The organism is Isoptericola hypogeus (assembly GCF_039531145.1).
Lineage (GTDB): Bacteria > Actinomycetota > Actinomycetes > Actinomycetales > Cellulomonadaceae > Isoptericola > Isoptericola hypogeus.
The window spans coordinates 403,793-427,002 of sequence record NZ_BAAAPM010000008.1 but is presented as its reverse complement, the minus strand read 5'-3'; the positions used below and the strand labels follow the sequence as shown (position 1 = coordinate 427,002).

At 74.3% G+C, this 23,210-nt stretch carries 22 protein-coding genes; 12 read left to right on the top strand and 10 right to left on the bottom strand.

What is annotated here, in order from left to right; translation table 11 throughout:
• Positions 1–41 precede the first annotated feature (41 nt).
• Both ABD254_RS17655 and ABD254_RS17650 read left to right on the top strand, forming a co-directional pair.
• Entirely contained in the window at positions 42–623 is a 582-nt protein-coding gene (locus tag ABD254_RS17655; protein ID WP_344250084.1) for an adenine phosphoribosyltransferase, read from the top strand.
• Between the two features lie 50 nt (positions 624–673).
• Complete coding sequence (locus ABD254_RS17650) at positions 674–3,040, top strand: RelA/SpoT family protein (RefSeq protein WP_344249960.1); 2,367 nt, start codon at positions 674–676, stop codon at positions 3,038–3,040.
• Here the strand turns inward: ABD254_RS17650 and ABD254_RS17645 are convergent.
• Positions 2,994–3,719 carry a TetR/AcrR family transcriptional regulator gene (locus ABD254_RS17645; RefSeq protein WP_344249959.1) on the bottom strand — a complete coding sequence of 242 codons (726 nt, stop codon included), beginning with the start codon at positions 3,717–3,719 and terminating at the stop codon, positions 2,994–2,996. The genes ABD254_RS17650 and ABD254_RS17645 overlap by 47 nt on opposite strands.
• A 91-nt stretch (positions 3,720–3,810) precedes the next feature.
• Here ABD254_RS17645 and ABD254_RS17640 point away from each other — a divergent pair, with 91 nt between their 5' ends.
• The 3 genes from ABD254_RS17640 to ABD254_RS17630 all read left to right on the top strand — a co-directional run bounded on the left by ABD254_RS17640 (position 3,811) and on the right by ABD254_RS17630 (position 6,017).
• Positions 3,811–4,221, top strand: coding sequence for a hypothetical protein (locus ABD254_RS17640; protein WP_344249958.1), 411 nt, complete (start codon positions 3,811–3,813; stop codon positions 4,219–4,221).
• A 10-nt stretch (positions 4,222–4,231) separates the two neighbouring features.
• Complete coding sequence (locus ABD254_RS17635) at positions 4,232–5,416, top strand: ATP-dependent DNA ligase (RefSeq protein ID WP_344249957.1); 1,185 nt, start codon at positions 4,232–4,234, stop codon at positions 5,414–5,416.
• 70 nt (positions 5,417–5,486) lie between these two features.
• Positions 5,487–6,017: a dihydrofolate reductase family protein gene (locus tag ABD254_RS17630; protein WP_344249956.1), complete on the top strand. Its 531-nt coding sequence runs from the start codon at positions 5,487–5,489 to the stop codon at positions 6,015–6,017.
• Between the two features lie 69 nt (positions 6,018–6,086).
• Here ABD254_RS17630 and ABD254_RS17625 read toward each other — a convergent pair whose 3' ends face one another.
• From ABD254_RS17625 to ABD254_RS17610, 4 genes are all read right to left on the bottom strand, one after another.
• Positions 6,087–7,175, bottom strand: coding sequence for a DNA polymerase domain-containing protein (locus tag ABD254_RS17625; RefSeq protein ID WP_344249955.1), 1,089 nt, complete (start codon positions 7,173–7,175; stop codon positions 6,087–6,089).
• A gap of 10 nt (positions 7,176–7,185) precedes the next feature.
• The gene (locus ABD254_RS17620) at positions 7,186–7,845 is read right to left on the bottom strand and encodes a hypothetical protein (RefSeq protein WP_344249954.1); all 660 of its coding nucleotides are present in this window, start codon (positions 7,843–7,845) and stop codon (positions 7,186–7,188) included.
• A gap of 78 nt (positions 7,846–7,923) precedes the next feature.
• Entirely contained in the window at positions 7,924–9,792 is a 1,869-nt protein-coding gene (locus ABD254_RS17615; RefSeq protein ID WP_344249953.1) for a DUF349 domain-containing protein, read from the bottom strand.
• Entirely contained in the window at positions 9,789–10,574 is a 786-nt protein-coding gene (locus ABD254_RS17610; protein WP_344249952.1) for a peptidylprolyl isomerase, read from the bottom strand. The genes ABD254_RS17615 and ABD254_RS17610 overlap by 4 nt, the downstream gene beginning before the upstream one ends.
• Positions 10,575–10,698: 124 nt before the next feature.
• Between ABD254_RS17610 and ABD254_RS17605 the strand changes: the two genes are divergently transcribed.
• Positions 10,699–11,508, top strand: coding sequence for an MBL fold metallo-hydrolase (locus ABD254_RS17605; protein ID WP_344249951.1), 810 nt, complete (start codon positions 10,699–10,701; stop codon positions 11,506–11,508).
• A 94-nt stretch (positions 11,509–11,602) separates the two neighbouring features.
• A complete protein-coding gene (gene hisS, locus ABD254_RS17600) occupies positions 11,603–13,006 on the top strand; it encodes a histidine--tRNA ligase (RefSeq protein WP_344249950.1) in 1,404 nt (467 codons plus the stop codon).
• Positions 13,007–13,023: 17 nt separating this feature from the next.
• Here hisS and ABD254_RS17595 read toward each other — a convergent pair whose 3' ends face one another.
• Positions 13,024–13,407, bottom strand: a complete 384-nt coding sequence (locus ABD254_RS17595) for a VOC family protein (protein ID WP_344249949.1) — start codon at positions 13,405–13,407, stop codon at positions 13,024–13,026.
• 146 nt (positions 13,408–13,553) lie between these two features.
• Here ABD254_RS17595 and ABD254_RS17590 point away from each other — a divergent pair, with 146 nt between their 5' ends.
• Both ABD254_RS17590 and ABD254_RS17585 read left to right on the top strand, forming a co-directional pair.
• Positions 13,554–14,624 carry a hypothetical protein gene (locus ABD254_RS17590; RefSeq protein ID WP_344249948.1) on the top strand — a complete coding sequence of 357 codons (1,071 nt, stop codon included), beginning with the start codon at positions 13,554–13,556 and terminating at the stop codon, positions 14,622–14,624.
• 52 nt (positions 14,625–14,676) lie between these two features.
• Positions 14,677–16,863 (top strand): intein-containing Rv2578c family radical SAM protein, encoded by a 2,187-nt coding sequence (locus ABD254_RS17585; RefSeq protein ID WP_344249947.1) that lies wholly within the window; start codon positions 14,677–14,679, stop codon positions 16,861–16,863.
• A gap of 13 nt (positions 16,864–16,876) precedes the next feature.
• Here ABD254_RS17585 and ABD254_RS17580 read toward each other — a convergent pair whose 3' ends face one another.
• From ABD254_RS17580 to ABD254_RS17570, 3 genes are read right to left on the bottom strand one after another with little or no spacing between them, the layout of a single operon-like run.
• Complete coding sequence (locus tag ABD254_RS17580; RefSeq protein WP_344249946.1) at positions 16,877–17,236, bottom strand: DoxX family protein; 360 nt, start codon at positions 17,234–17,236, stop codon at positions 16,877–16,879.
• Between the two features lie 39 nt (positions 17,237–17,275).
• Entirely contained in the window at positions 17,276–17,587 is a 312-nt protein-coding gene (locus tag ABD254_RS17575; protein ID WP_344249945.1) for a DUF1330 domain-containing protein, read from the bottom strand.
• Positions 17,588–17,644: 57 nt separating this feature from the next.
• The gene (locus tag ABD254_RS17570) at positions 17,645–18,115 is read right to left on the bottom strand and encodes a PPOX class F420-dependent oxidoreductase (protein WP_344249944.1); all 471 of its coding nucleotides are present in this window, start codon (positions 18,113–18,115) and stop codon (positions 17,645–17,647) included.
• Positions 18,116–18,266: 151 nt separating this feature from the next.
• Here ABD254_RS17570 and aspS point away from each other — a divergent pair, with 151 nt between their 5' ends.
• The 3 genes from aspS to galE all read left to right on the top strand — a co-directional run bounded on the left by aspS (position 18,267) and on the right by galE (position 22,165).
• Positions 18,267–20,039, top strand: coding sequence for an aspartate--tRNA ligase (aspS, locus tag ABD254_RS17565; protein WP_344249943.1), 1,773 nt, complete (start codon positions 18,267–18,269; stop codon positions 20,037–20,039).
• Positions 20,036–20,908: a GNAT family N-acetyltransferase gene (locus ABD254_RS17560; protein WP_344249942.1), complete on the top strand. Its 873-nt coding sequence runs from the start codon at positions 20,036–20,038 to the stop codon at positions 20,906–20,908. The genes aspS and ABD254_RS17560 overlap by 4 nt, the downstream gene beginning before the upstream one ends.
• Positions 20,909–21,070: 162 nt before the next feature.
• Positions 21,071–22,165 (top strand): UDP-glucose 4-epimerase GalE, encoded by a 1,095-nt coding sequence (gene galE / locus ABD254_RS17555; RefSeq protein ID WP_344249941.1) that lies wholly within the window; start codon positions 21,071–21,073, stop codon positions 22,163–22,165.
• A gap of 24 nt (positions 22,166–22,189) precedes the next feature.
• Here galE and ABD254_RS17550 read toward each other — a convergent pair whose 3' ends face one another.
• Complete coding sequence (locus ABD254_RS17550; RefSeq protein ID WP_344249939.1) at positions 22,190–23,209, bottom strand: TAXI family TRAP transporter solute-binding subunit; 1,020 nt, start codon at positions 23,207–23,209, stop codon at positions 22,190–22,192.
• Position 23,210: the final 1 nt, after the last annotated feature.

Here is a 23,210-nt window from a genome sequence, read left to right as displayed (position 1 = left end):
CGGGCACGCCGCCCACCGGTCCTGGTACACCGGCGGACGACATCACGCTGGACGCGCTCGCCCGGCTGGGCGAGGGGCGGGCCGCGGAGATCCGCGCGCTGATCCGCGACGTGCCGGACTACCCGCACCCGCCGGTCGTGTTCCGGGACATCACGCCGCTGCTCGCGGACGGCCCTGCGCTGGCGGACGTCATCGAGGCGTTCGCCGGCCTGCACCTGCCGGGCGGCGGTCCCGTCCTGGACGGCGAGGTCGACGTCGTGGCCGGCATGGAGGCGCGCGGGTTCCTGCTCGGCGCGCCCCTGGCCACCCGCCTCGGCGTCGGGTTCCTCCCACTGCGCAAGGCGGGCAAGCTGCCGCCTCCCGTCGACCGGGTCGACTACGACCTCGAATACGGGTCGGCCGCCATCGAGCTGCGCACGGGAACACTCGAGCCCGGGTCGCGTGTTCTCCTCATCGACGACGTGCTGGCGACGGGCGGCACCGCCCGGGCCGCGGCCCAGCTCGTGGAGCGCGCGGGCGGCCGGGTGGTCGCGCTGGCGTTCCTGCTCGAACTCGTAGGCCTCGGCGGGCGCGACATGCTGACGGGACGCACGGTCGAGACCCTGCTGCGCGTAGGGTCGTAGACTTGCCGTTCCGGACGTCCAGCACCCCACGGTGGCGGAGGGAGGCGCAGATGAGCGACGAGACGAAGGTCGCGCGCGCCTCGAGCCCGGAGAGCCCCGCCCAGCAGACCCCGTCGTCCGGCGGCCGGCCCGGCGGGTCCGGCCTGTGGGTGCGCAACCGGCTGGTGCGGCTCGGCGTCCGCGGCGCCCCCGCGACGACGCCCGCCCTGGAGCCGGTGCTCCAGGCGGTCCGGACCAACCATCCGAAGTCCGACCTGTCGGTGCTGGAGCGCGCCTACGCCACGGCCGAGCGCTGTCACCGCGGCCAGGAGCGCAAGTCCGGTGACCCGTACATCACGCACCCCGTGGCCGTCGCCACGATCCTCGCCGAGCTCGGCTTCGACGGGGCGACGCTGGCGGCCGCACTGCTGCACGACACGGTGGAGGACACCGAGTACGGGCTGGAGGAGCTCACCCGGGAGTACGGCGAGGAGATCGCCATGCTCGTCGACGGCGTCACCAAGCTCGACAAGGTGACGTACGGGGACGCCGCGCAGGCCGAGACGGTCCGCAAGATGGTCGTCGCGATGGCCAAGGACATCCGGGTGCTGGTCATCAAGCTCGCCGACCGGCTGCACAACGCCCGCACCTGGAAGTACGTCTCTGGGTCGTCGGCGCAGCGCAAGGCGCGCGAGACGCTGGAGATCTACGCCCCGCTGGCGCACCGCCTGGGCATGAACGCCATCAAGTGGGAGCTGGAGGACCTGTCCTTCCAGACCCTGTACCCCAAGGTCTACGACGAGATCGTGCACCTGGTGGCCGAGCGGGCGCCGGCGCGCGAGGAGTACCTGTCGGTCGTGCGCGAGCAGATCACCGCGGACCTGCGCAGCGCGAAGATCCGGGCCACGGTCACGGGCCGGCCCAAGCACTACTACTCGATCTACCAGAAGATGATCGTCCGCGGGCACGACTTCGCGGAGATCTACGACCTGGTGGGCACGCGGGTCCTCGTGGACACGGTGCGGGACTGCTACGCGGTGCTCGGCGCGCTGCACGCGCGCTGGAACCCGGTCCCGGGCCGGTTCAAGGACTACATCGCGATGCCGAAGTTCAACATGTACCAGTCGCTGCACACGACGGTCGTGGGGCCGGGCGGCAAGCCGGTCGAGATCCAGATCCGCACCCACGACATGCACCGTCGCGCGGAGTACGGCGTCGCGGCCCACTGGAAGTACAAGGAGATGGCGCGCGCCGGCAAGGCAGGGCCGTCCGACGACCCGCGCCAGAACGACATGGCGTGGCTGCGCCAGCTCGTCGACTGGCAGCGCGAGACCGCCGACCCGAGCGAGTTCCTCGACTCGCTGCGGTACGAGATCGGCGGCGCGGAGGTCTACGTCTTCACGCCCAAGGGCGAGGTCATGGCCCTGCCCGCCGACGCGACGCCGGTCGACTTCGCGTACTCGGTGCACACCGAGGTGGGGCACCGCACCATGGGCGCGCGCGTGAACGGCCGGCTCGTGCCGCTGGACTCGCCGCTGCAGAACGGCGACACGGTCGACATCCTCACGTCGAAGGCGGAGTCGGCCGGCCCCTCGCGGGACTGGCTGGCCTTCGTCAAGTCACCGCGCGCCCGCAACAAGATCCGCCAGTGGTTCACCAAGGAGCGCCGCGAGGAGGCGATCGAGCAGGGCAAGGACGCCATCACCAAGGCGATGCGCAAGCAGCACCTGCCGATCCAGCGACTGCTGAGCCACGAGGCGCTGGTCGGGCTGGCGAACGACATGCGGTACGCCGACGTGTCCGCGCTGTACGCCGCGGTGGGCGAGGGGCACACGTCGGCCCAGCACGTCGTCGAGATGCTGGTGAAGTCGCTCGGCGGGGCGGAGGGCACCGAGGAGGACGCGGCCGAGGTCGCCGCCCCGGGCCGCCCGTCCCGGCGCAGCCGCACCGGCGACCCGGGCGTCGTGGTCAAGGGTGTCGACGACATCTGGGTGAAGCTGGCCAAGTGCTGCACGCCGGTGCCCGGGGACCGGATCGTGGGCTTCGTGACGCGCGGCGCGGGCGTGAGCGTGCATCGCGCCGACTGCGCGAACGCCGAGCAGCTGCGCCACGCGCAGCCCGAGCGGATCGTCGACGTGAGCTGGACGACGGGCGCGAACACGATGTTCCTCGTGCAGATCCAGGTGGAGGCGCTCGACCGGTCGCGGCTGCTGTCGGACGTGACGCGGGTCCTGTCCGACTACCACGTCAACATCCTCTCGGCCACGGTCGCCACGACGACGGACCGGATCGCGATGTCGAAGTTCGTCTTCGAGATGGCGGAGCCTGCGCACCTGGCGCAGGTGCTGACCGCCGTGCGCAAGGTGGACGGTGTCTTCGACGTCTACCGGATCACGGGGACGAAGGCCGCCGAGGTGCCCGCGGTGCCGACCGCCTGAGCGTCCCGGCGCCGACGCCTGGTCCCGCCAGGCCGAGCTCCTCGAGCAGGCCGGGCCCGGCGGCCGGCGGAATCGGTTCGAGCCCGTCCGCCCGGAACCCGCTCAACAGGTAGCCGACGAGGCGCCGCGAGGCGCGTCGCGCACCCTCGGGTGCCGCCGCGACGATCCCGCTGTTGGCCATGACCACGAGGGCGAGGTCGTCGAGGGTGAAGTCCGGCCGGAGGCTCCCCGCGGCCTGGGCCCGGCGGACGAGGTCGCCGAGGACGGCGAAGACCTGGTCGCGCTCCTGCGCCAGGTGGGGGGACTGCGGCAGCGCGGCCAGGAAGGCCGCGCCGAAGCCGCGGTCGACGGACTGCATCTCGCACACCTTACCGACGGCCGTGGCGAAGCCCTGCCACGGGTCCGGGTCGGCCGCCGCCCGGCGCACGGCCGCCGTGCAGGCGGCGAACTCCTCGGCGAAGGCCTGCTCGACCAGGGCCTCGCGGGTCGGGAACCTCCGGTAGAGCGTCGCGACGCCGACCCCGGCGTGCCGTGCGACGGTCGCGACGGGCACGTCGACGCCTCGTGCTGCGAACAGGCGTCGGGCGGCCTCGACGATCCGGTCGCGGTTCTGGCGGGCGTCGGAGCGCAGCGGTCCGTGATCGTCGTCCCCGCGCTGGTGAGAGAGATCCCTGGCCATCCTTCTCACTCTAGCCGGAAGTGGACGATGCGTTCCGGTTGGCGGGCTACCGTGGGGCCGCGCCAGATCCCCGACACCAGGAGAGACGTCCATGCTGTCCTTGCAGACCCCTCGTGCGCGCCGTTTCGTCACCCGGTTCAACGCCCGCGTGCTCGCGTGGCGGTCGTCGCCGCGCTGGGGCCGTCCGGTGCGTCGTTACCTCACGATCGTCAGCTACACCGGCCGCCGCTCGGGTCGCCGGTTCAGCATCCCGGTGGGCTACCGCCGCTCGGGCGACGTCGTGGTGATCCCGGTCGGCCTGTCCGATGCCAAGTCGTGGTGGCGGAACTTCCTGGGCGACGGCGGCCCGGCGACCGTCGAGCTGGACGGTGCGGTGCGCCCGGGCCACGCGGTCGCGCGGCGTGACGACCGGGGCCGCGTCACGGTGACGCTGCAGCTGACCGCGGAAGGCGGTCGGGACGCCGAGCACGGTGCGGAGGTGCCGGCGACGGCCGCGGAGTAGGTTCGCCTGCATGACGCTGCCGCTGGAGCCGCCGGTCCTGCCCATGCTCGCCCGCTCCGTGGCCGGCGTGCCGGACCAGACCGACGACGGGGCGGGCTGGGTCTACGAGCCGAAGTGGGACGGCTTCCGTGCGCTCGTCTTCCGCGACGGTGACGACGTGCGCCTCGACTCGCGCAACGGCCGCCCGATGCAGCGCTACTTCCCGGAGGTGGTGGACGCGGTCCGTGCGGCGCTGCCTGAGCGGTGCGTGGTCGACGGGGAGATCGTCCTCGCGCGGCCGGGCGACGGCGTGGGCGCGGCGCACCTCGACTTCGACGCCCTGGGCCAGCGCATCCACCCGGCCGACTCACGCGTGCGGATGCTGGCGGCCGAGACACCCGCGAGCCTGGTCGTCTTCGACCTGCTGGCGCTCGGCGACGACGACCTGACCGCCCGTCCGCTGGCCGAGCGGCTCGAGGCGCTCGACCGGCTCGGTCTGGCCGGCCCGCAGGTGCACGCGACGCCGCGCACCACCGACCCGGCCGTCGCGCGGGAGTGGTTCGACGCGTTCGAGGGCGCGGGCCTGGACGGCGTCGTCGCGAAGCCGGCCGACGGCCCCTACCAGCCGAACAAGCGGGCCATGCTCAAGATCAAGCACGCCCGCACGGCCGACGTCGTGCTCGCCGGGTTCCGGCTGCACAAGACGTCGACGCCCGAGCGTCCGCTCATCGGGTCGCTGCTGCTCGGCCTGTACCGGGACGGCGACGACGACGGAGCGCACGAGGGCGGCGACGGCGGCGTCGGCCCGGAGCTGCAGTTCGTCGGGGTCGCGGCGTCGTTCCCGGCAGCGCGGCGCGCGACGCTGCACGACGAGCTGGCGCCGCTCGCCGTCGAGCCCGGCACCCCCGAGGCGGCCGAGCACCCGTGGGCCGACTGGCAGGACCCGGCGGTCGCGGACGGCAGCGCGGGGGAGCGGAGGCCTGGCGCGCAGTCCCGCTGGAGCGCGGGCAAGGACCTGTCGTTCACGCCGCTGCGCATCGAGCGCGTGCTCGAGGTCGGGTACGACCACATGGAGGGCGCCCGGTTCCGGCACACGGCCCAGTTCAAGCGTTGGCGCCCGGACCGGGAACCGGCCTCGTGCACCTACGACCAGCTGGTCGAGCCGGTCGGCTACGACCTGGCCGCCCTCCTGCCCGGCGCACCCGGGACGGCCTGAGCGCCGGCGGCGATGAGTGCCGCCCCGGCGAGGAGTCAGCACGCACATGGGGACACTCAGGTACGGATTGATGAGCTGCTCGCTCGACGGCTACGTCGCCGACGCCGAGGGCGGGTTCGACTGGTCGGCTCCGGACGACGACGTGCACGCCTTCATCAACGACCGCGTCCGCGACGTGTCGACGTTCGTCGTGGGCCGGCACATGTTCGCCACGATGCGCGTCTGGGACGCGTGGCCGGGCGGGCAGGGAGAGGCCGCGGACGAGTTCGCCGAGATCTGGCGCGGGATCGACAAGATCGTCTGCTCGGACAGCCTCGACGCCGTCGACGCGCCGCGCACCACGCTCGAGCCCCGGCTCACCACGGACCGGCTCGCCGAGATCGTGGCGTCGACCGACGGCGTCGTAGAGATCTCGGGGCCGACGACGGCGGCGGAGGCGTTGCGGGCCGGGCTGGTCGACGAGATGACCGTGCGCGTCGTGCCGCACGTCGTCGGATCGGGTCTGCGTCTGCTGCCGGACGGCATGCGGGCCGACCTCGACCGCGCGGAGTGCCGGCCGCTCGGCGACGGGTCGGTCTTCCTGCGCTACACCCGCCGTTGATCGTGTGAGCATGAGACACGCCCTGTTCGGTTCGCCGAACGGGGCGTGTCTCATGCTCACACCGTGCGGTCAGGTGCGGGGGCGGTCCCTGTCGCGGCTGGGCTGCACGCGCTTGGGTTCGCCGGGCTGCTTGGGGTACTCCGGGGGATAGGGCAGGTCGCCGAGGCCGTGCTCCTCCTCGTCGCGCCGCGCGAGGGCGAGCGCCGCGTCGAGGGAGCAGTCGAGCGCGGGGTCGCGGTCGGCGCGCAGGGCCGCGAAAAGGTCGCCCCGCTCGGAGAACCTCGCCGGCACGGTCGTGACGTCGAAGTCGTCCGGGTGGACCTCGCCGACCTCGTCCCACTCCAGCGGCGTCGAGACCGTGGCGCGCTTGTTGGCGCGCACCGAGTACGCCGACGCGATCGTGCGGTCGCGCGCCATCTGGTTGTAGTCGACGAAGATGCGCTCGCCGCGCTCCTCCTTCCACCACTTGGTGGTGACCCGGTCGGGGAAGCGGCGCTCCAGCTCGCGCCCGATGGCGATGGTGGCGCGCCTGGCCTGCTGGAACGACCAGCGGGGCGCGAGCGGCACGAACACGTGGATGCCCCGCCCGCCGGAGGTCTTGGGATAACCGGTGAGGCCCAGCTCGACGAGCAGCTCCCGCAGCTGCGGCGCGACGGCGGCCGCGTCGTCGAAGTCGGTGCCGGGCTGCGGGTCGAGGTCGATGCGCAGCTGGTCGACGGCCTCGACATCGTCGCGCCGCACGGGCCACGGGTGGAACGTGAGGGTGCCGAGGTTGGCCGCCCAGGCGACGACGGCGAGCTCGGTGGGGGCGACCTCGTCGGCGGTGCGCCCGCTGGGGAACGCGATGGTCGCCGTCTCGACGTAGTCGGGCGCTCCCTGGGGGAGGCGCTTCTGGTAGAAGGCGTCGCCGCGGTTGTCGGCACGTGTGGCCATCACGGCCTCCGGCCACCAGCCCTTCGGCCAGCGCTCGAGCGTCGTGGGCCGGTGCAGCAGCGCACCCAGGATGCCGTCGCCCACGGACAGGAAGTACTCGACGAGCTCACGCTTGATGATCGCCGGCCTGCCGCCGAGGGCCGGGAAGACCTCGCGGTCCGGGCTGGAGACGCGCACGGCGCGGCCGTCGGCGTCGAGCTCGACGGCGGGAGCGGCTTTGGCCATGCGCCTCAACCTAGGGCAGCGCGCCCGCTGCCGCACCCAGTGCTCCGGCCAGGGCGGCGCGGGCGCGGTCGAGGACGGTGCGCGCCCGGGGGCGTCCGACGGCGCGTACCCGGCGCTCCAGCAGGCGGCTCGCCTCCTCGAGGTCGACGCCGCACCACCGCACGAGCGCCACGACGCGTGGCGTCGCGTCGTCAGGCGCCAGGTGCAGCGCGAGGTCGACGACGGTCCGTGCCGGGGCGGTGACCCGCACGCCGGCGCGTTCGACCACGTCGTCGCGCAGCAGGGGCGCCTGCCACACGAGGCCCGCGCCCCACACCGTGGGCCGGTAGCTGCCGGCCGGGTAGGTGAGGTCCAGCCGGCCCTCGTCGCCCACGCGGCGCCCGGCATGGACCCAGGCCGCCGTGCGGCCGGCGACGACGGCGCCCGTCGGCACGCCGGTCAGCGTGCCGGCGCGGTCGGCCGCGGTGAGGGGCGTGCCGGTCGCGACGGCGGCGTCGCCCCGCACGACCTCCAGGACGCCGTCGCGCACCAGCACGTCCCAGGCAGCTCGCCCACCGACGTCTGCGGGGGCGCGCAGCGGACGGCGGACCGGGGGCGGGGGCGCGAGGAGGTCGCCGAGCCGCCGGCACACGGCAGGCTCGGCGACCGGGGACGAAGCGACGGGGCCCACGCCCGGGAACCTACCCGGGCGCGGGCCCCGCCCGCCTGCTGCCTGTGGACGACCGGCCGCACGGCGCGGCCACGGGGCTCAGCCGCGCGACTCCTCCGCGGCGCGCACGACCTGCTCCAGCCAGGAGCGACGCGCGGCGATGGAGCCCTCGAGCTCGGACACCCGACGCGCGTCCCCCGCCTCCCGAGCGCGTGCGAGTTCGGCCTCCATACCCTCGATCGCGGACTCGAGCTGCGACGCAGCCCCCTCGGCGCGGGCCCGGGTCTCCGGGTTGGAGCGGTCCCACCGAGCCTGATCCGCGTCGCGGACGGCGGACTCGACCGCGCGCAGGCGCCCCTCGACCCGCTGCAGGTCGCCACGCGGCACCTTGCCGGCCTCCTCCCAGCGCTCCTGGATGTCCCGCAGCGCGCTCTTGGCGGCCTGCAGGTCGGAGACCGGGAGCAGCGCCTCTGCCTGGGCGAGGAGCTCCTCCTTGACCACGAGGTTCTGCGCGTATTCGGCGTCGATGACGGCGTTCTCGGCGTCCCGCGCCGCGAAGAACGCGTCCTGGGCGCCGCGGAACCGTGCCCAGAGCGCGTCGTCGTCCTTCCGGTTGGCGCGGCCCGCCGCCTTCCATCGCGCCATGAGGTCGCGGTATGCGGCCGCGGTCGCGCCCCAGTCGGTGCTGTGCTGCAGCGCCTCGGCCTCGGCCACGAGCTGCTCCTTGGCGGACTTCGCAGCGCTGTTGCGCTGCTCGAGCTCGGCGAAGAAGTGGCGGCGCTCGCGGTCGAACGCCGTACGGGCGTGGCTGAACCGCTTCCAGAGCGACTCCTCCGTCGTCCGGTCGATGCGCGGCCCGTTCCGCTGGGACTCCTTCCACTGCTCGAGCAGGGAACGGAGCTCCTCCCCGGCGGGGCGCCACTGCATCTTGGCGGGGTCGGTCGCGGCGATCTTCTCCGCGGCCTCCACGACGGCGGTGCGTGCGGCGACGGCCTCGGCCTTCGCCGCGACGCGCTCCTGCTCGAGCGCGGACCGACGCTCGGCGGCCACCGAGCGCAGCCCCTCCACGCGCGTCCGCAGCGAGTCGAGGTCCCCGACGGCCGCGGGCTCGGCGGTCTCCTCGGAGAGCTTCGTGAGCGTCTGGTCGATCTCGCGGACCGACAGGTCCGCGGAGGACAACCGCGTCTCGAAGAGGGACACCTTGGCCGCGAGGTCGAGGTAGCGGCGCACGTACAGGCTCATCGCCTCCGCCGTCGGCACCCCCGGGAACTGGCCGACGGCACGCTCACCGGCGGCCTCGCGGACGTACACCGTGCCGTCGTCGTCGACCCGGCCGAAGGCCTCGGCGGCTGCCGCGTCCGCGGCGTCGTGCAGGACGGGCGCGACCGGGGCCACGGGCGCCGCGGCGGCGGGCTCCACGCCGGGCTTCGGCGCCTCCGCCGCCTTCGCGGGGCGTCGGACGGCCGACGGCTTGGGCGTGCCGGCGAGCGCCGACGGCTTCGGGGCCCCCGGCTTCGGGGCGCCAGGCCCGGGCGCGCCGGGCTTCGGCGCTGCCGGGACAGCGGGCGCGGCCGTCTCGGGCGTGGCCGTCGCTGTGGTCTCGTCCGGCGTCGTCTCGTCCGTCGCTGTGGCCTCGTCCGTCGCTGTGGCCTCGTCCGGCGTCGTCTCGTCCGTCGCTGTGGCCTCGCCCGACGTCGTGTCGTCCGACGTCGAGTCGTCAGTCGTCGTCTCGACCGTGGTTGCGGCGTCGGAGGTCGCTGCGCCCGTCTCGGTGGCGTCCGTCGCCGGCGCCTGTGGCGCCGGGGCGGCCGCGGCCGCGGCCGCGGCGTCGTCCGTCGTGTCGCCGGCGGGCTCGGTCCCGGCAGGCGCGGGGGCCTGGTCGTTCTCGGGGGTCGGAGTCTCGGCCTGCTCGGTCTCGACGGCCTCGGGCTGCTCGGGGCCGGTCGAGCCGGGGGTGCTCTCGCTCACTGGGTCTCCACTCCTTCGATGATGACGGGGGTGGCGGGGGAGACTTGGTCCTCCGCCAGGCCCGCGTCAGCGACTGCCTGGACGGCGTCCAGGCCGGACGTCACGGTGCCGAGCACCGTGTACCCACCCGCGGCGTCGGCCGGGATGGTCGAATCCTGGTACACGATGAAGAACTGCGAGCCCATCGACTCGCCGTCGTCGCCCACGCGGGCCATCGCGACCGTGCCCGCGGGGTACACGTCGTCGGCGGGGGCGTTCTCGACCGGGCCGTACGAGTAGCCGGGGTCGCCGGAGCCCGTGCCGGTGGGGTCGCCGCACTGCAGCACGTAGATGCCCGAGGTGGTGAGGCGGTGGCAGGCGGTGCCGTCGTAGTACCCCGCGTCCGCCAGCGACACGAAGCTGGCCACGGCCTGCGGCGCCGCCGCGCCGTCGAGCTCGATCACGACGGGCGACTCGACTCCTCCGGCGCACAGGTCGAGGGTCGCGGTCCAGGTGCGGTCCTCCGCGGCGGACGGGTCCGGCAGCGCGGGGCCGGTGCGGGCCTCCGTCGACGCGGCGGGGCAGTCGCCGGCGGCCTGCGGGCTCGCGGAGGGCGCGTCGTCCGACGGCGAGGCGCCGCCCAGGCCGGAGACCACCAGGGTGCCGCCGACCAGCGCGAGGACGGCGAAGATCGCCACGATCGCCCACGTCCGCCGCCGGCGCGCCCTCGTCTGCGCCCGCCGCGCCTCCCACTTCTCCTGCCGCTTGCGCGCCTGCTCGCGCTCGCGCTTGGTGGCCGCCACCGTCGGGGGCACCTCCTTGGTCGTCCGGTCACCGCACGTCGGATCCGCGTGCGCAGCACAGTCTAGGCGCCGGGGCGCAGGTCACACCCCCGAGCGTCCGGCGCGGGCCGCTAGCGTGTCCACCGTGCAGATCCACCCGGTCCAGATCCACGTGGTCGTCGCCCCCGTCTTCGGCACCAACTGCTGCGTCGTCGCCGTGGGAGGGCCCACCGCCGACGACGGAGCGCCCCGCGACTGCGTGGTGGTGGACGCGGGCGCCGGGGTGGCCGACGACGTGTCGCGTCTCGTGGACGCGCACGGCCTGCGGCCGCGCGCGGTGCTCGCCACGCACGGTCACGTGGACCACACGTGGGACGCCGCGGAGCTGTGCGACCGGTACGACGTGCCGATGCGCCTGGCCGCCGCCGACGCCTACCGGCTCGCCGACCCGTTCGGCACGCTGGGCCTCGTCGCCGCGGGTGGCGGAGCGGGCGGTCACGCGGGCGTGGGGGTCTCCGGCGCCCTGACCGCGGCGCTCGCGGCTGCGGGACGGCGACCGGAGGACTACCGCGCCCCCGGCCGCGTCGAGACCTTCGGGCCGGAACCCGCGACCGGCGAGGTCGAGCTCGCCGCCGGCGCGGTGCGCCTGCACGCCGTCGCCGCCCCCGGGCACACCGAGGGGTCGACCCTGTACGTCCTGGGCGCTGACGACACGGGGCGTGACGCGCCGCGCGGCGGGCCCGGCGCGACGGGGTCGGGCGTCGTCCTCGTCGGCGACGTGCTCTTCGCCGGCGGCGTCGGACGCACGGACCTCCCGGGCGGCGACCCGGCGGTGATGGCGCGCACGCTGCGCGACGTCGTCGCGCGGCTGGACCCCGGCCTCGCCGTCGTGCCCGGGCACGGTCCGGCGACCACCGTCGGCCGCGAGCTGGCCACCAACCCGTTCCTGCGCTGACACGATCGCGCGCCGCGGGGTGCGTGCGCGGGGCGCCGTCCGCGAGGCGGGAGCGGGTGCCGCCGCAGGCGCGTCGTCTGGGAAGATGGGGCGCATGGCACGCCCTACTCCTCTCTCCGGTTTCCCCGAATGGCTCCCCGACGGTCGCGCGGTCGAGCAGCACGTCCTCGACGTGCTGCGGCGCACCTTCGAGCTGCACGGGTTCGCCGGCATCGAGACCCGGGCGGTGGAGCCGCTGGACCAGCTGCTGCGCAAGGGGGAGACCTCGAAGGAGGTCTACGTGCTGCGTCGGCTCCAGGAGGAGGCCGACGGCGAGGAGACGCCGTCCGACCGCTCCGAGAAGCAACTGGGCCTGCACTTCGACCTCACCGTGCCGTTCGCGCGCTACGTGCTGGAGAACGCCGGCCGGCTCGCTTTCCCGTTCAAGCGCTACCAGATCCAGAAGGTGTGGCGCGGGGAGCGCCCGCAGGACGGCCGGTTCCGCGAGTTCGTGCAGGCGGACATCGACGTCGTGGGCGCCGGCGAGCTGCCGTACCACTTCGAGGTGGAGCTGCCGCTCGTCATGGCGGAGGCGCTCGGCGCGCTGCGTGACGTCGGCGTCCCCGAGGTCCGCATCCTCGTGAACAACCGCAAGGTGGCGGAGGGCTTCTACCGCGGCCTCGGGCTCGACGACGTCGAGGGCGTGCTGCGCCAGGTCGACAAGCTCGACAAGATCGGTCCCGAGGCCGTGGCCGACCTGCTGGTCGCCGAGCAGGGCGCCACCCCCGAGCAGGCCAAGGCCTGCCTCGAGCTCGCGGCGATCGCCGGCCAGGACGTCGCGGTCGTCGAGCGCGTGCGCTCGCTCGCGGCGTCCTACGACGCCGTCACCGAGCTGCTCGAGACCGGCCTGGGCGAGCTCGGGGCGCTGATCGAGGCGGCCGCCCGGCGCGCGCCCGGCGTCGTCGTCGCCGACCTCAAGATCGCGCGCGGCCTCGACTACTACACCGGCTCGGTGTACGAGACCGTCCTGGTGGGCCACGAGCAGCTCGGCTCGATCTGCTCGGGCGGCCGGTACGACACGCTCGCGTCCGACGGCAAGAACACCTACCCGGGCGTCGGCCTGTCGGTCGGCGTGTCCCGGCTGGTGTCGCGGCTGCTCGCGGCGGGCCTGGTCACGGCGACGCGCGGCGTCCCGACCGCCGTGCTCGTCGCGGTCGCCGACGAGGAGTCGCGCCCGCAGTCCGACGCCGTCGCCGCCGCCCTGCGCGGCCGCGGCGTCCCCGCCGACGTCGCGCCCTCCGCCGCGAAGTTCGGCAAGCAGATCAAGTACGCCGACCGTCGCGGCATCCCGTTCGTGTGGTTCCCCGCCGCGGCCGGCGAGGACGGTGAACCCGTCGCCGGCCCGCTGCTGGGGCAGGTCAAGGACATCCGGTCCGGCGACCAGGCCGACGCGGACGCGGCGTCGTGGGAGCCGCCCGCCCAGGACCTGTGGCCGAGGGTCGTGCCGGCGGGGGAATGAGGGGCGGGCGCTCCGGCTCAGCCCTGGATGAGGGCGAGCACGTTGCCCGCCGGGTCGCGGATCCAGCCGATGGTCGGGCCCTGCCGGGGGTCGTCGCTGCGCACGACACCGTCGGCGTCGTGCGCGAAGCCGGGGTAGCGCACGAGGTCCACGCCGCCGGTGTGCAGCGCGCTCGCCGCCTCGGCCACGTCCGGCACGACGAGGTTCAGGACGGTGTGGCCGGCGGGGACGTGCGCGTCGCCCTTGGGGTACACGAACACGGGCGTCCCGCCCGTGACGTCGAGCTCGAGGCCCATGGGCGTGCGCCGGACCGTCAACCCGACGGTGTCGCGATAGAACGCCTCGGCGGTGTCCAGGTCGTCGACGGAGTAGCTGCTGAACGCGCGCTGCACGGTGATCATGGTGTCTCCTTCGGACGTGGTCCCCGGGCCGGGGCCGGGTCTGTCCGGGTGGACCGGGGCACGCGGGCGAACTGAGCGGTGCGGAGGCGCGGCCGCGTCCGGACGCCCTCGGCGAGCGCCCGGCGACGTGTGCGACCGTGGACGGCATGCCGACGCGAGTTCACCTTCACGTGGGGGCGCCGAAGTCCGGCACGACCTACCTGCAGTCGCGCCTGTACGCCAACCGCCGCGCGCTGCGCCGGCACGACGTCTCCTACCCGGCCGGCCGGCTCGGTGACCCGCGGGCGCAGTACTGGGCGGCCCTCGAGGCGACCGCGGCCGACCACGGGGTCGACCAGCGGCGGGTCCGCGGCGCCTGGGCGCGCCTGGTGCGCGGGATCCGCCGGACGAGCGGCGACGTCGTCGTCAGCCACGAGGTGCTCGCCGCCGCGACGCCCCAGCAGGCGGACCGCGTCCTCGCCGACCTCGCGTCCACCGGGGCGGAGGTCCACCTGGTCCTCACGGCCCGCGACCTGGCGCGGGAGCTGACGAGCGGCTGGCAGGAGACGCTCAAGTTCGGCTCGAAGGCGTCGTTCGCGACCTACCTCGCGAACGCCCGCGACGGGAGGTCGGCGTTCATGGAGGGGTTCGACCCCGTCCGCGTGCTCACGACCTGGGGCGCGCGGCTGCCGGCCGAGCGGATCCACGTCGTGACCGCCCCGCCGGCGGGCGGGCCGCCGGACCTGTTGTGGCTCCGCTTCCTGGACGCGGTCGGCGTCCGGCCGTCGTGGGCGCCGCGCGAGGCGTCCCGGGCCAACGAGTCGGTCGGCGTCGCCGAGGCGCAGCTGCTGCGCCGGCTCAACCACCGGCTCGGGGATGGCGCGCGACGCGGGGGCGAGTACTCGCTGCTGGTCGACGGCATCGTGGTGGGCGAGGCGCTCGCGCCGCGGGCGTCGGCGCGGATCACGCTCGGCCCCGAGGACCATCCGTGGGTCGCCGCGCGCAGCGACGAGTGGATCCGCTGGCTGCGCGAGCGGGAAGTGCAGGTGCACGGCGACCTGGACGACCTCCGCCCGGCGCCTCCCGACCCCGGCTGGACGGACCCGGACGCGCCCGTTCCCCGGCAGGTCGCGGACGCAGCAGTGGACGTCATGGAGACCCTCCTCGAGGAGGTGCGGCGGCGGCCCCGGCCGGTGCTGCAGCGCGCGCGACGTGCCCTGGCACGGCTCTGGCGCTGAGCAGGGCGCTCCCGCGTTGACTCCCAAGTCGTACACGTGTTCGAATGGGCGGGTGAGATGGGACGGTCAGGCGGTCGGGGCGGACGACGGCGCGCTGCCCGGGCTGGAGCGCGCGGGCCTGGCGCGGCTGGGCCTGGTACGCAGCGTGAAGACGCCCGAGTTCGCGGGGGTGACCTTCCACGAGGTCATGTCCAAGAGTGCCCTGTCGAAAGTGCCCGCGGCGTCGCGCATGCCCTTCGGCTGGACGGTGAACCCGTACCGCGGATGCAGTCATGCTTGCCGCTACTGCACTAGTCCCGACACCTTGGTCATGATGGCCGACGGGCGCCAGAAGCCGATCAGAGACCTTCGGGTGGGCGAACGGATCGTCGGCACCGAGTCGCGTGGCAAGTACCGCCGCTACGTCCAGACCGAGGTGCTCGCATGGTGGGCGACGCGTCGGCCCGCCCACCGCGTGACGCTGGCCGACGGAACCGAGATCGTCGCGAGCGGCGACCACCGCTTCCTCGTCAGCGGTCGGGGGTGGAAGCACGTCGCCAGCGCGCTGCCGGGCGACGCTCAGCGGCCCTACCTCACCACCAACAATTCCCTCATGGGGTTCGGGACCGGGCCGCGGCCGAGTGTCCTCGAGCTTCCGGAGAGCTCGCCCGAGTATCGCCGGGGATACCTGACCGGGATGATCCGGGGCGACGGCATGCTGTTCGAGAAGAACTACGAGCGGCCCGGCCGGACAGGGCGGGTGACGCATTTCCGCCTGGCGCTCGTTGACGCCGAGGCCCTGGAACGGTCGACGGAGTACCTCGCCCTGGAAGGCATCCGTGTCCATCGCCGACCGTTCAGCCCGGCCACACCGGCCCGGCGCCCCATGGACGCCATCCACACGGCACGGCGGGCGGACTACCGCGCGATCCGCTCGATCATCGACTGGCCGGTGAACCCGTCCGTCGAGTGGAAGCGAGGTTTCCTCGCAGGCATCTTCGATGCCGAGGGCTCGTGCTCGCGCGGCATCCTGCGCATCGCGAACAAGGACGAGGAGATCCTCTCCCGTACGAGCGGCGCGATGGACGCGCTCGGCATCTCGAACGTGCGGGAGCGCGCCCGCGAGGGCGGCGTCGCCACGATTCGCGTGATCGGCGGAATGTCAGCGCGTCAGCGGTTCTTCCGGACTACCCGGCCCGCGATCTCGCGCAAGCTCGGGATTCTCGGAACCGCCGTCAAGACGTCGTGCGACCTTCGGGTGGTGAGCGTGGAAGACCTGGGGTTCGAGCAGGAGATGATCGACATCACGACGGGCACCGGCGACTTCATCGCCAACGGCGTCGTCTCGCACAACTGCTTCGCGCGGCCCACGCACGAGTACCTCGACCTCGACGCGGGCAAGGACTTCGACTCCGAGGTCGTGGTCAAGATGAACGTCGACCAGGTCCTGCGCGCGGAGCTTGCGAAGCCGTCCTGGCGGCGCGAGCCCGTCGCGCTGGGCACGAACACCGACCCGTACCAACGGGCCGAGGGGCGCTACCGGCTCATGCCGGGGATCATCGGGGCGCTCGCGGACTCCGGCACGCCGTTCTCGATCCTCACCAAGGGCACCCTCCTTCGCCGGGACCTGCCGCTGATCGCCGAGGCCGCGCAGCGGGTCGAGGTCGGGCTGGGGGTCTCGCTGGCCTTCGTCGACGATGAGCTGCAGCAGGCCGTGGAACCGGGGACGCCGACGCCGCGGGCCCGGCTCGACCTGATTCGGGCCGTCCGGGCCGCGGGGCTGCCGTGCGGCGTCATGGTGGCGCCCGTGCTGCCGTGGCTGACCGACTCGCGGGACCACCTGCGCCGGCTCCTCGACGCGGTCGCGGACGCCGGCGCGACCGGCGTCACCGTGGTGCCGCTCCACCTCAAGCCCGGCACGCGTGAGTGGTACCTGCAGTGGCTCGAGCGGGACCACCCGCGCGTCGTCGCGGGCTACGAGCGGGTGTTCGCCCGCGGCACCTACGCCCTGGAGGCCTACCGGCAGTGGTTGTGGGACCGGGTGCAGCCCCTGCTCGACGAGCGCGGCTTCGGCTCGTCGGGCCACCGGGCACGGTCGGGCGCGACCGGCCGCTTCCACGACGAGCTGCGGCCGCACGACGAGGGCGACTATCCCGCCGGCTCGATCGTGGAGCCGACGGGCGGCGCGCTCCCGGGCATGTCGCCCGACGGCGCGGGGCTGGAGGTGGCGGGTGCGGGCGTCGAGCAGGTGCTCTTCTGAGCGCCCCCCACGGTCAGCGCAGGAACGAGAACCAGAGGACGAAGCAGCAGATCAGGAACATCCCCGTCGCGTTGACGAAGAAGTTGCGCCCGAAGTCTCGGGCCCGCACGTGGAACGTGAGGGCGACGACGAAGTAGGCGACCAGCGCCACCGACGTGACCGCACCGAGCACGGGTATCCAGATGCCGGCGACGAGGCCGACCGCCGCGGCGGCCTTGAGCCAGGGCGTCACCCACCACCAGCGCTCGGGAAAGTTCACGTCGCGGAAGCACTGGGCGATGAACGCCACGGGCTTGACGCACAGGAGCGCGTCGCCGGCGCTGATGATCGCCAGGACGACGACCGGCCAGACGGGGTCGGGGAGCCACCGCATGCGGCAACCGTACCGGCGCTCGGCACGACGGACGACGCGTCAGCCGACCGGGCGCACCCGCAGGATCTCGGTACGGGAGATCGCGCGGTCGCGCACGTCGAGCCGAGCCTGCCGCTCGGGGTCGGCCAGGTAGTTCGCGAGCGCCTCCTCGTCGGGCATCTCGATGAGCTGCACCTCGGTGGGCTGCACCGCGCCGTGCGCCGCGTCGTCCGTGTGCGCGACGTTCGTCACGCGCTGCAGCACCCGGCCACCGTGCCGGGGGACGAGGGCGAGCACCTCGGTCTCGTAGTCCGCAAGGGCCGGGGCCTCGCCGTCCGCCGCCCACAGCAGCACGCACAGGGTGATCGCCATCGTTCGCCTCCCGTCGGAGGACCGGGCCGCCGTGGACCGGTCGTGGGCCCGATCCTGTCAGGCCTGCGCCAGCCGTGGGGGGAACCCGCCCGTGGCGACCGGTCCCCAGCGCTCGATCGTGACCTGCACGAGCGACTTGCCCTGGCGCACCATCGCCTCGCGGTACTCGTCCCAGTCGGGGTGCTCCTCGCCCGCGGCGACGCGGTAGTACTCGACGAGCGGCTCCACGGAGTCGGGCGCGTCCAGCACCTTCGCCGTGCCGTCGACCTGCACCCAGGCGTCGTCGAAGTCGTCGCCGAGGGCCAGGAACGACGCCTGCGGGCGGCGGCGCAGGTTCAGCGCCTTGGCCCGGTCGGGGTACGTGGAGATCACCACCCGCCCCTGGCCGTCGACGCCGTAGGTGACGGGGCTGAGCTGCGGCGTGCCGTCGCCGCGGGTCGTGACGAGCACGCCGTGCCGCCTCGCGCGCAGGAACTCCAGCAGCTCGTCGCGCTCGACACGCGTGGTGGTCGCGATCCGGGGGGCCATCGGCAGGCTCCTGTCGTTCGGGAGGCGGGACCGGTCCACCCTGGCACGAATCCGGTGGCGGGGCGGCCGGGCCCAGCGACTAGACTTCCCAGGGCGCGCGGCCCACCTGAGCGGGCGCGCGCACGACACCCGAACCCGAAAGGACTTCTCCGTGCTCCGCACCCATCCGGCCGGCTCCCTGCGGGCCGAGCACATCGGTCAGACCGTCACCCTCACGGGCTGGGTCGACCGGCGCCGGGATCACGGGGGAGTGGCCTTCATCGACCTGCGCGACGCCTCGGGCATCTCCCAGGTCGTCATCCGTGACGAGGCCGTCGCGCACCCGCTGCGCGCCGAGTTCGTCCTGCAGGTCACGGGCGAGGTGGGCGGGCGCCCGGAGGGCAACGCCAACCCGAACCTCGCCACCGGCGAGATCGAGGTCGTCGCCAAGGACGTCGTCGTGCTCAACGAGTCGGCCCCGCTGCCGTTCCAGGTCTCGACGGCGCTCGCGGACACCGAGACGATCGGCGAGGAGGCCAGGCTCAAGCACCGCTACCTCGACATCCGCCGCCCGGCGCAGGCGAACGCGCTGCGCCTGCGCTCGAAGGCCAACGCGGCCGCGCGCCGCGTGCTGGACGAGCACGACTTCGTCGAGGTCGAGACGCCCACGCTGACGCGCTCGACGCCGGAGGGCGCCCGCGACTTCCTCGTGCCCGCCCGCCTGGCGCCGGGCTCCTGGTACGCGCTGCCGCAGAGCCCGCAGCTGTTCAAGCAGCTCCTCATGGTCGGCGGCCTCGAGCGCTACTACCAGATCGCCCGCTGCTACCGCGACGAGGACTTCCGCGCCGACCGGCAGCCCGAGTTCACCCAGCTGGACGTCGAGCTGAGCTTCGTCGACCAGGACGACGTGATCGCGCTGGCCGAGCAGATCCTCGTCGCGCTCTGGAAGCTGATCGACGTCGAGATCCCGACGCCGATCGCGCGCATGACGTTCGCCGAGGCGATGCGCCTGTACGGGACGGACAAGCCCGACCTGCGCTTCGGCAACTCGCTCGTGGAGCTGACCGACTACTTCGCGCAGACGCCGTTCCGGGTCTTCCAGGCCGAGTACGTGGGCGCGGTCGTCATGACGGGCGGGGCGTCGCAGCCGCGCCGCCAGTTCGACGCGTGGCAGGAGTGGGCCAAGCAGCGCGGCGCCAAGGGTCTCGCGTACGTGACGTTCGCCGAGGACGGCACGCTGGGCGGCCCGGTCGCGAAGAACCTGTCCGACGCCGAGCGCGACGGCCTCGCCGCCGCGACGGGCGCCCAGCCGGGCGACGCGGTCTTCTTCGCCGCCGGCAGGACGGCAGCGAGCCGGGCCCTGCTCGGCGCGGCGCGCGTGGAGATCGCCGAGCGCACCGGCCAGATCGACGAGGACGCCTGGGCGTTCGTGTGGGTCGTGGACGCGCCGCTGTTCAAGCCGACCGGTGAGGACGACGACGTCGACCTGGGGCACTCCGCCTGGACGGCCGTGCACCACGCGTTCACGTCGCCCAAGCCGGAGTGGGTGGACAGCTTCGAGTCCGACCCCGCGAACGCACTGGCGTACGCCTACGACATCGTCTGCAACGGCAACGAGATCGGCGGCGGCTCGATCCGTATCCACCGCCGTGACGTGCAGGAGCGCGTCTTCGACGTCATGGGCATCGGCCACGACGAGGCGCAGGAGAAGTTCGGCTTCCTGCTCGACGCCTTCAAGTTCGGCGCCCCGCCGCACGGCGGCATCGCGTTCGGCTGGGACCGCATCGTCGCGCTGCTGACGAAGTCCCCGTCGATCCGCGACGTCATCGCGTTCCCGAAGTCGGGCGGCGGCTACGACCCGCTCACCGACGCGCCGGCGCCGATCACACCCGAGCAGCGCAAGGAGGCCGGGGTGGACGCCGAGCCTCCGGCCTCGCAGGAGTGACGCTCGCGCTCGACGCGCTCCACCCGCACGCGCTCGCCCCGGTCACGCAGGTGGCCGGGGTGCGCCTGTCTCCCCGCTGGGCAGCCCATCCCGTGGTCGTGGCCGAGCACGCGGCCGACGGGTGGGTCGCCAGCCACGCCTGGTGCGACGCCGACGCGTTCGTCGTGCGCCTGCGCTGGCGCGAACGCATCGACGGCGGGCGCCCGTTCGCCGTCGAGCACGACGCGTCCGGCGTCAGCGTCCTGGCCGTGGGCAGCGCCGAGGGTGCGGCGCGCCTCCTGATCGCTGCCGACGCGGGGCTGCAGGCCGCCGGCACGGCGCTGGGCCCGGTGGTGCGCGCGTCGGTGCCGCGAGGCACCCACGCCGTCCTGGCGGCCCAGGCACCGCCGGACGGCGGCGTCCCCGTCCCGTTCGACCGGCCCCCGTTCGACGCGTGGGACTGGTTCTGCGCGACCGCGCCGCCGGCCGCCCAGCCGGGTGAGGGCCGGGTCGCGGAGCTGGTCGGCCCGCAGGCGCGGGCGGAGGCGGCGGCGTGCCTGCGGGCCGCGAACCCGCACGGCGAGCTGCCCGTCGACGAGCCGCGCTCGCGCTGGTGGGGCTGGCGCGACCAGGACGGCGTGGTGCGCGGCGTTGCCGGGGCGTCGCGCCGGGTCCCGGGCCGGCCGTGGGTGCTCGGGTCGATCGGCACCGACCCGGCCTGGCGGGGCCGGGGGATCGCCGCCGCGGTGACGGCCGCGGCCACCCGCGCCGGCCTCGCCGAGGTGCCCATGGTCACCCTGGGCATGTACGCCCACAACGACGCCGCCCGCCGCGTCTACCAGCGGCTCGGCTTCGGGCTCGGGCAGGAGTTCGAGAGCTCCCGCCCCTGACGCCGGCGGCGTCGGTGGCGGGCATGGGCATCCTCTGGACCACCTCAAGTGGGTGTCGCCGTGGCGTCGGCCGACGTCATGATGGCCGTGCGACGACGACGTCGGGGGGCGTCGTCGCACGCCTGGAACCATGACGACGCGAGCAGAGGTGAGGACTTTCCCATGCGCATCCTGGTGACCGGGGGCGCGGGCTACCTGGGCTCGCACACGGTGGTGGCGCTGGTCGAGGCGGGCCACGACGTGGTCGTGGTCGACGACCTCTCCCGCGGGAACCCGGTGGCGGTGTCCCGGGCCGAGGTGCTCACGGGGCAGCGGATCCCGCTGCACGCCGTCGACGTCGCCGACATCGACGCCCTCGAGCGCATCTTCGACACCGAGCGGGTCGAGGCCGTCGTCCACCTCGCGGGCCGGCGGACGACCGGGTCGCGCGCGCAGGGGCCGCTGGACTTCTACGAGACGAACCTCGGCGCGACGTTCACGCTGCTGCGGTGCATGGTCTGGTACGGCGTCGACCGGCTCGTGGCGGCGTCGTCGGCGGCCGTGTACGGCGCCCGCGCTCGCGTGCCGTCCCGCGAGGACCAGACCGTGCGGACGGACTCCCCGTTCGGGCGGGCAGCCGGCATGACGGAACAGGTGCTGGCCGACGTGGCCCACGCGCAGCGCGGCCTGCGCGTCGGGATGCTGCGCTGCTTCACCACCGCGGGTGCCCACCCGTCCGGGACGATCGGCGAGCCCGCGGCCCGGGGCGAGGGGCTGCTCACGGCGATGGGGCAGGTGGCGCTCGGCCTGCGCGAGCGTCTGGACGTGCGCGGCGGTGACCACCCCACCCCGGACGGGACGCCGATGCGTGACGTCGTGCACGTCGACGACGTCGCGGCGGGGTTCGTGGCGGCGCTCGGTGCCCTCGACGAGACCGACGGGCCGTTCTCGGTCTGGAACGCGGGCTCCGGGCGGCCGGCGAGCGTCCTGGACGTGCTGCGCACGTTCGAGACCGTCACGGGGCACCGCGTGCCCTACCGCACGGTGGCCGCGCCGGCGGGCACGGCCGCGGTCTCCTACGCGGACCCCGCGCTGGCCGAGGACGAGCTGGGCTGGCGGCCCGTGCGCGACCTCGTCGACATCTGCGCCGACCACTGGCGCTGGCAGTCGCGGAACCCGGCGGGGTACCCCGGGTTGATCGGCGGCGAGCGGCCGTGGCGGGGTGGCGTGGGGCACCGCCTGCGGCTGGTGTCACCGTCCGCGCCGTGGGGCGCCTGACCCGCCCCCCGCGCCGTCGGCGGGTCAGCCCTTGGTCTCGCGGTAGTACTGCAGCGCGCCAGGGTGCAGCTCGACGGGCTCGGTGAAGATGGCGCGTGCCCGGTCGAGGTGCGCGGCGGCCGGTACGGTCTCGGCCACCTGTGACCGGGCGTCGAAGAGGGTCGCCACGAGCACGCGCGCCACCGGGTCCGGCATGTCGGCGCGCACCACCAGGAAGTTCGGCACGGCGAGGGTGGCGATCTCGCGCGTGGAGCCGTACATCCCCTGTGGCACGACGCCGTGCCGGTAGCCGCTGCCGTGCCGGTCGCGCACCTCCTCGACGAGGTCGCCGAGCGGGACGAGCCGGATCGGCTGCTCGTCCGCGAGCCCGTCGAGGCCCGGGGTGCGCAGCCCACCGGACCAGAAGAAGGCGTCGACGTCGCCGCTCCGCAGCGCGTCGATCGACTCGCCGAGCCCGAGCGCCCGGGCGTCCAGCGCGTCGCCGTCGACCCCGGCCGCGGTGAGCAGCCGATGGGCGATGAGGGCCGTCCCGGACTGCGACGCGCCGAGCGAGACGACGTGGCCCCGCAGGTCGTCGATCGTCCGGATGTCCGAGTCGGCGCGCACGACCAGGTGGACGAAGTCGTCGTACACGCGCGCCAGGGCACGCAGGGGCACCGGTTCGGGGAAGTCGCCGCGCCCGGCGACCGCGTCCGCGACCGCGTCCGCCGCGCTGAACCCCACCTGGGCGCTGCCGTCCGCCAGGCGCTGCAGGTTCTCGATCGAGCCGCCGGAGTCGAGCACCTCGACCGGCACGCCGTCCTGCTGGCTCAGGACGTCGCCGACGGCGGCGCCGTACCCGTGGTAGATCCCGGACGCGCCGCCCGTCGTGACCACGAGCGACGCGGGCCGTTCGCCCGCCCAGGGGTCGCCGCCGCGGCGACCCAGCGCGCCCCCGAGCACGAGCGCGGCCACCACCGCGACGAGGACGGCGACCACGGCGACGGTGACCGCCCGTCGCGACGCCCGCCGCCGGTCGGCCGTACCCGCTGCGGCCGGCGTCATC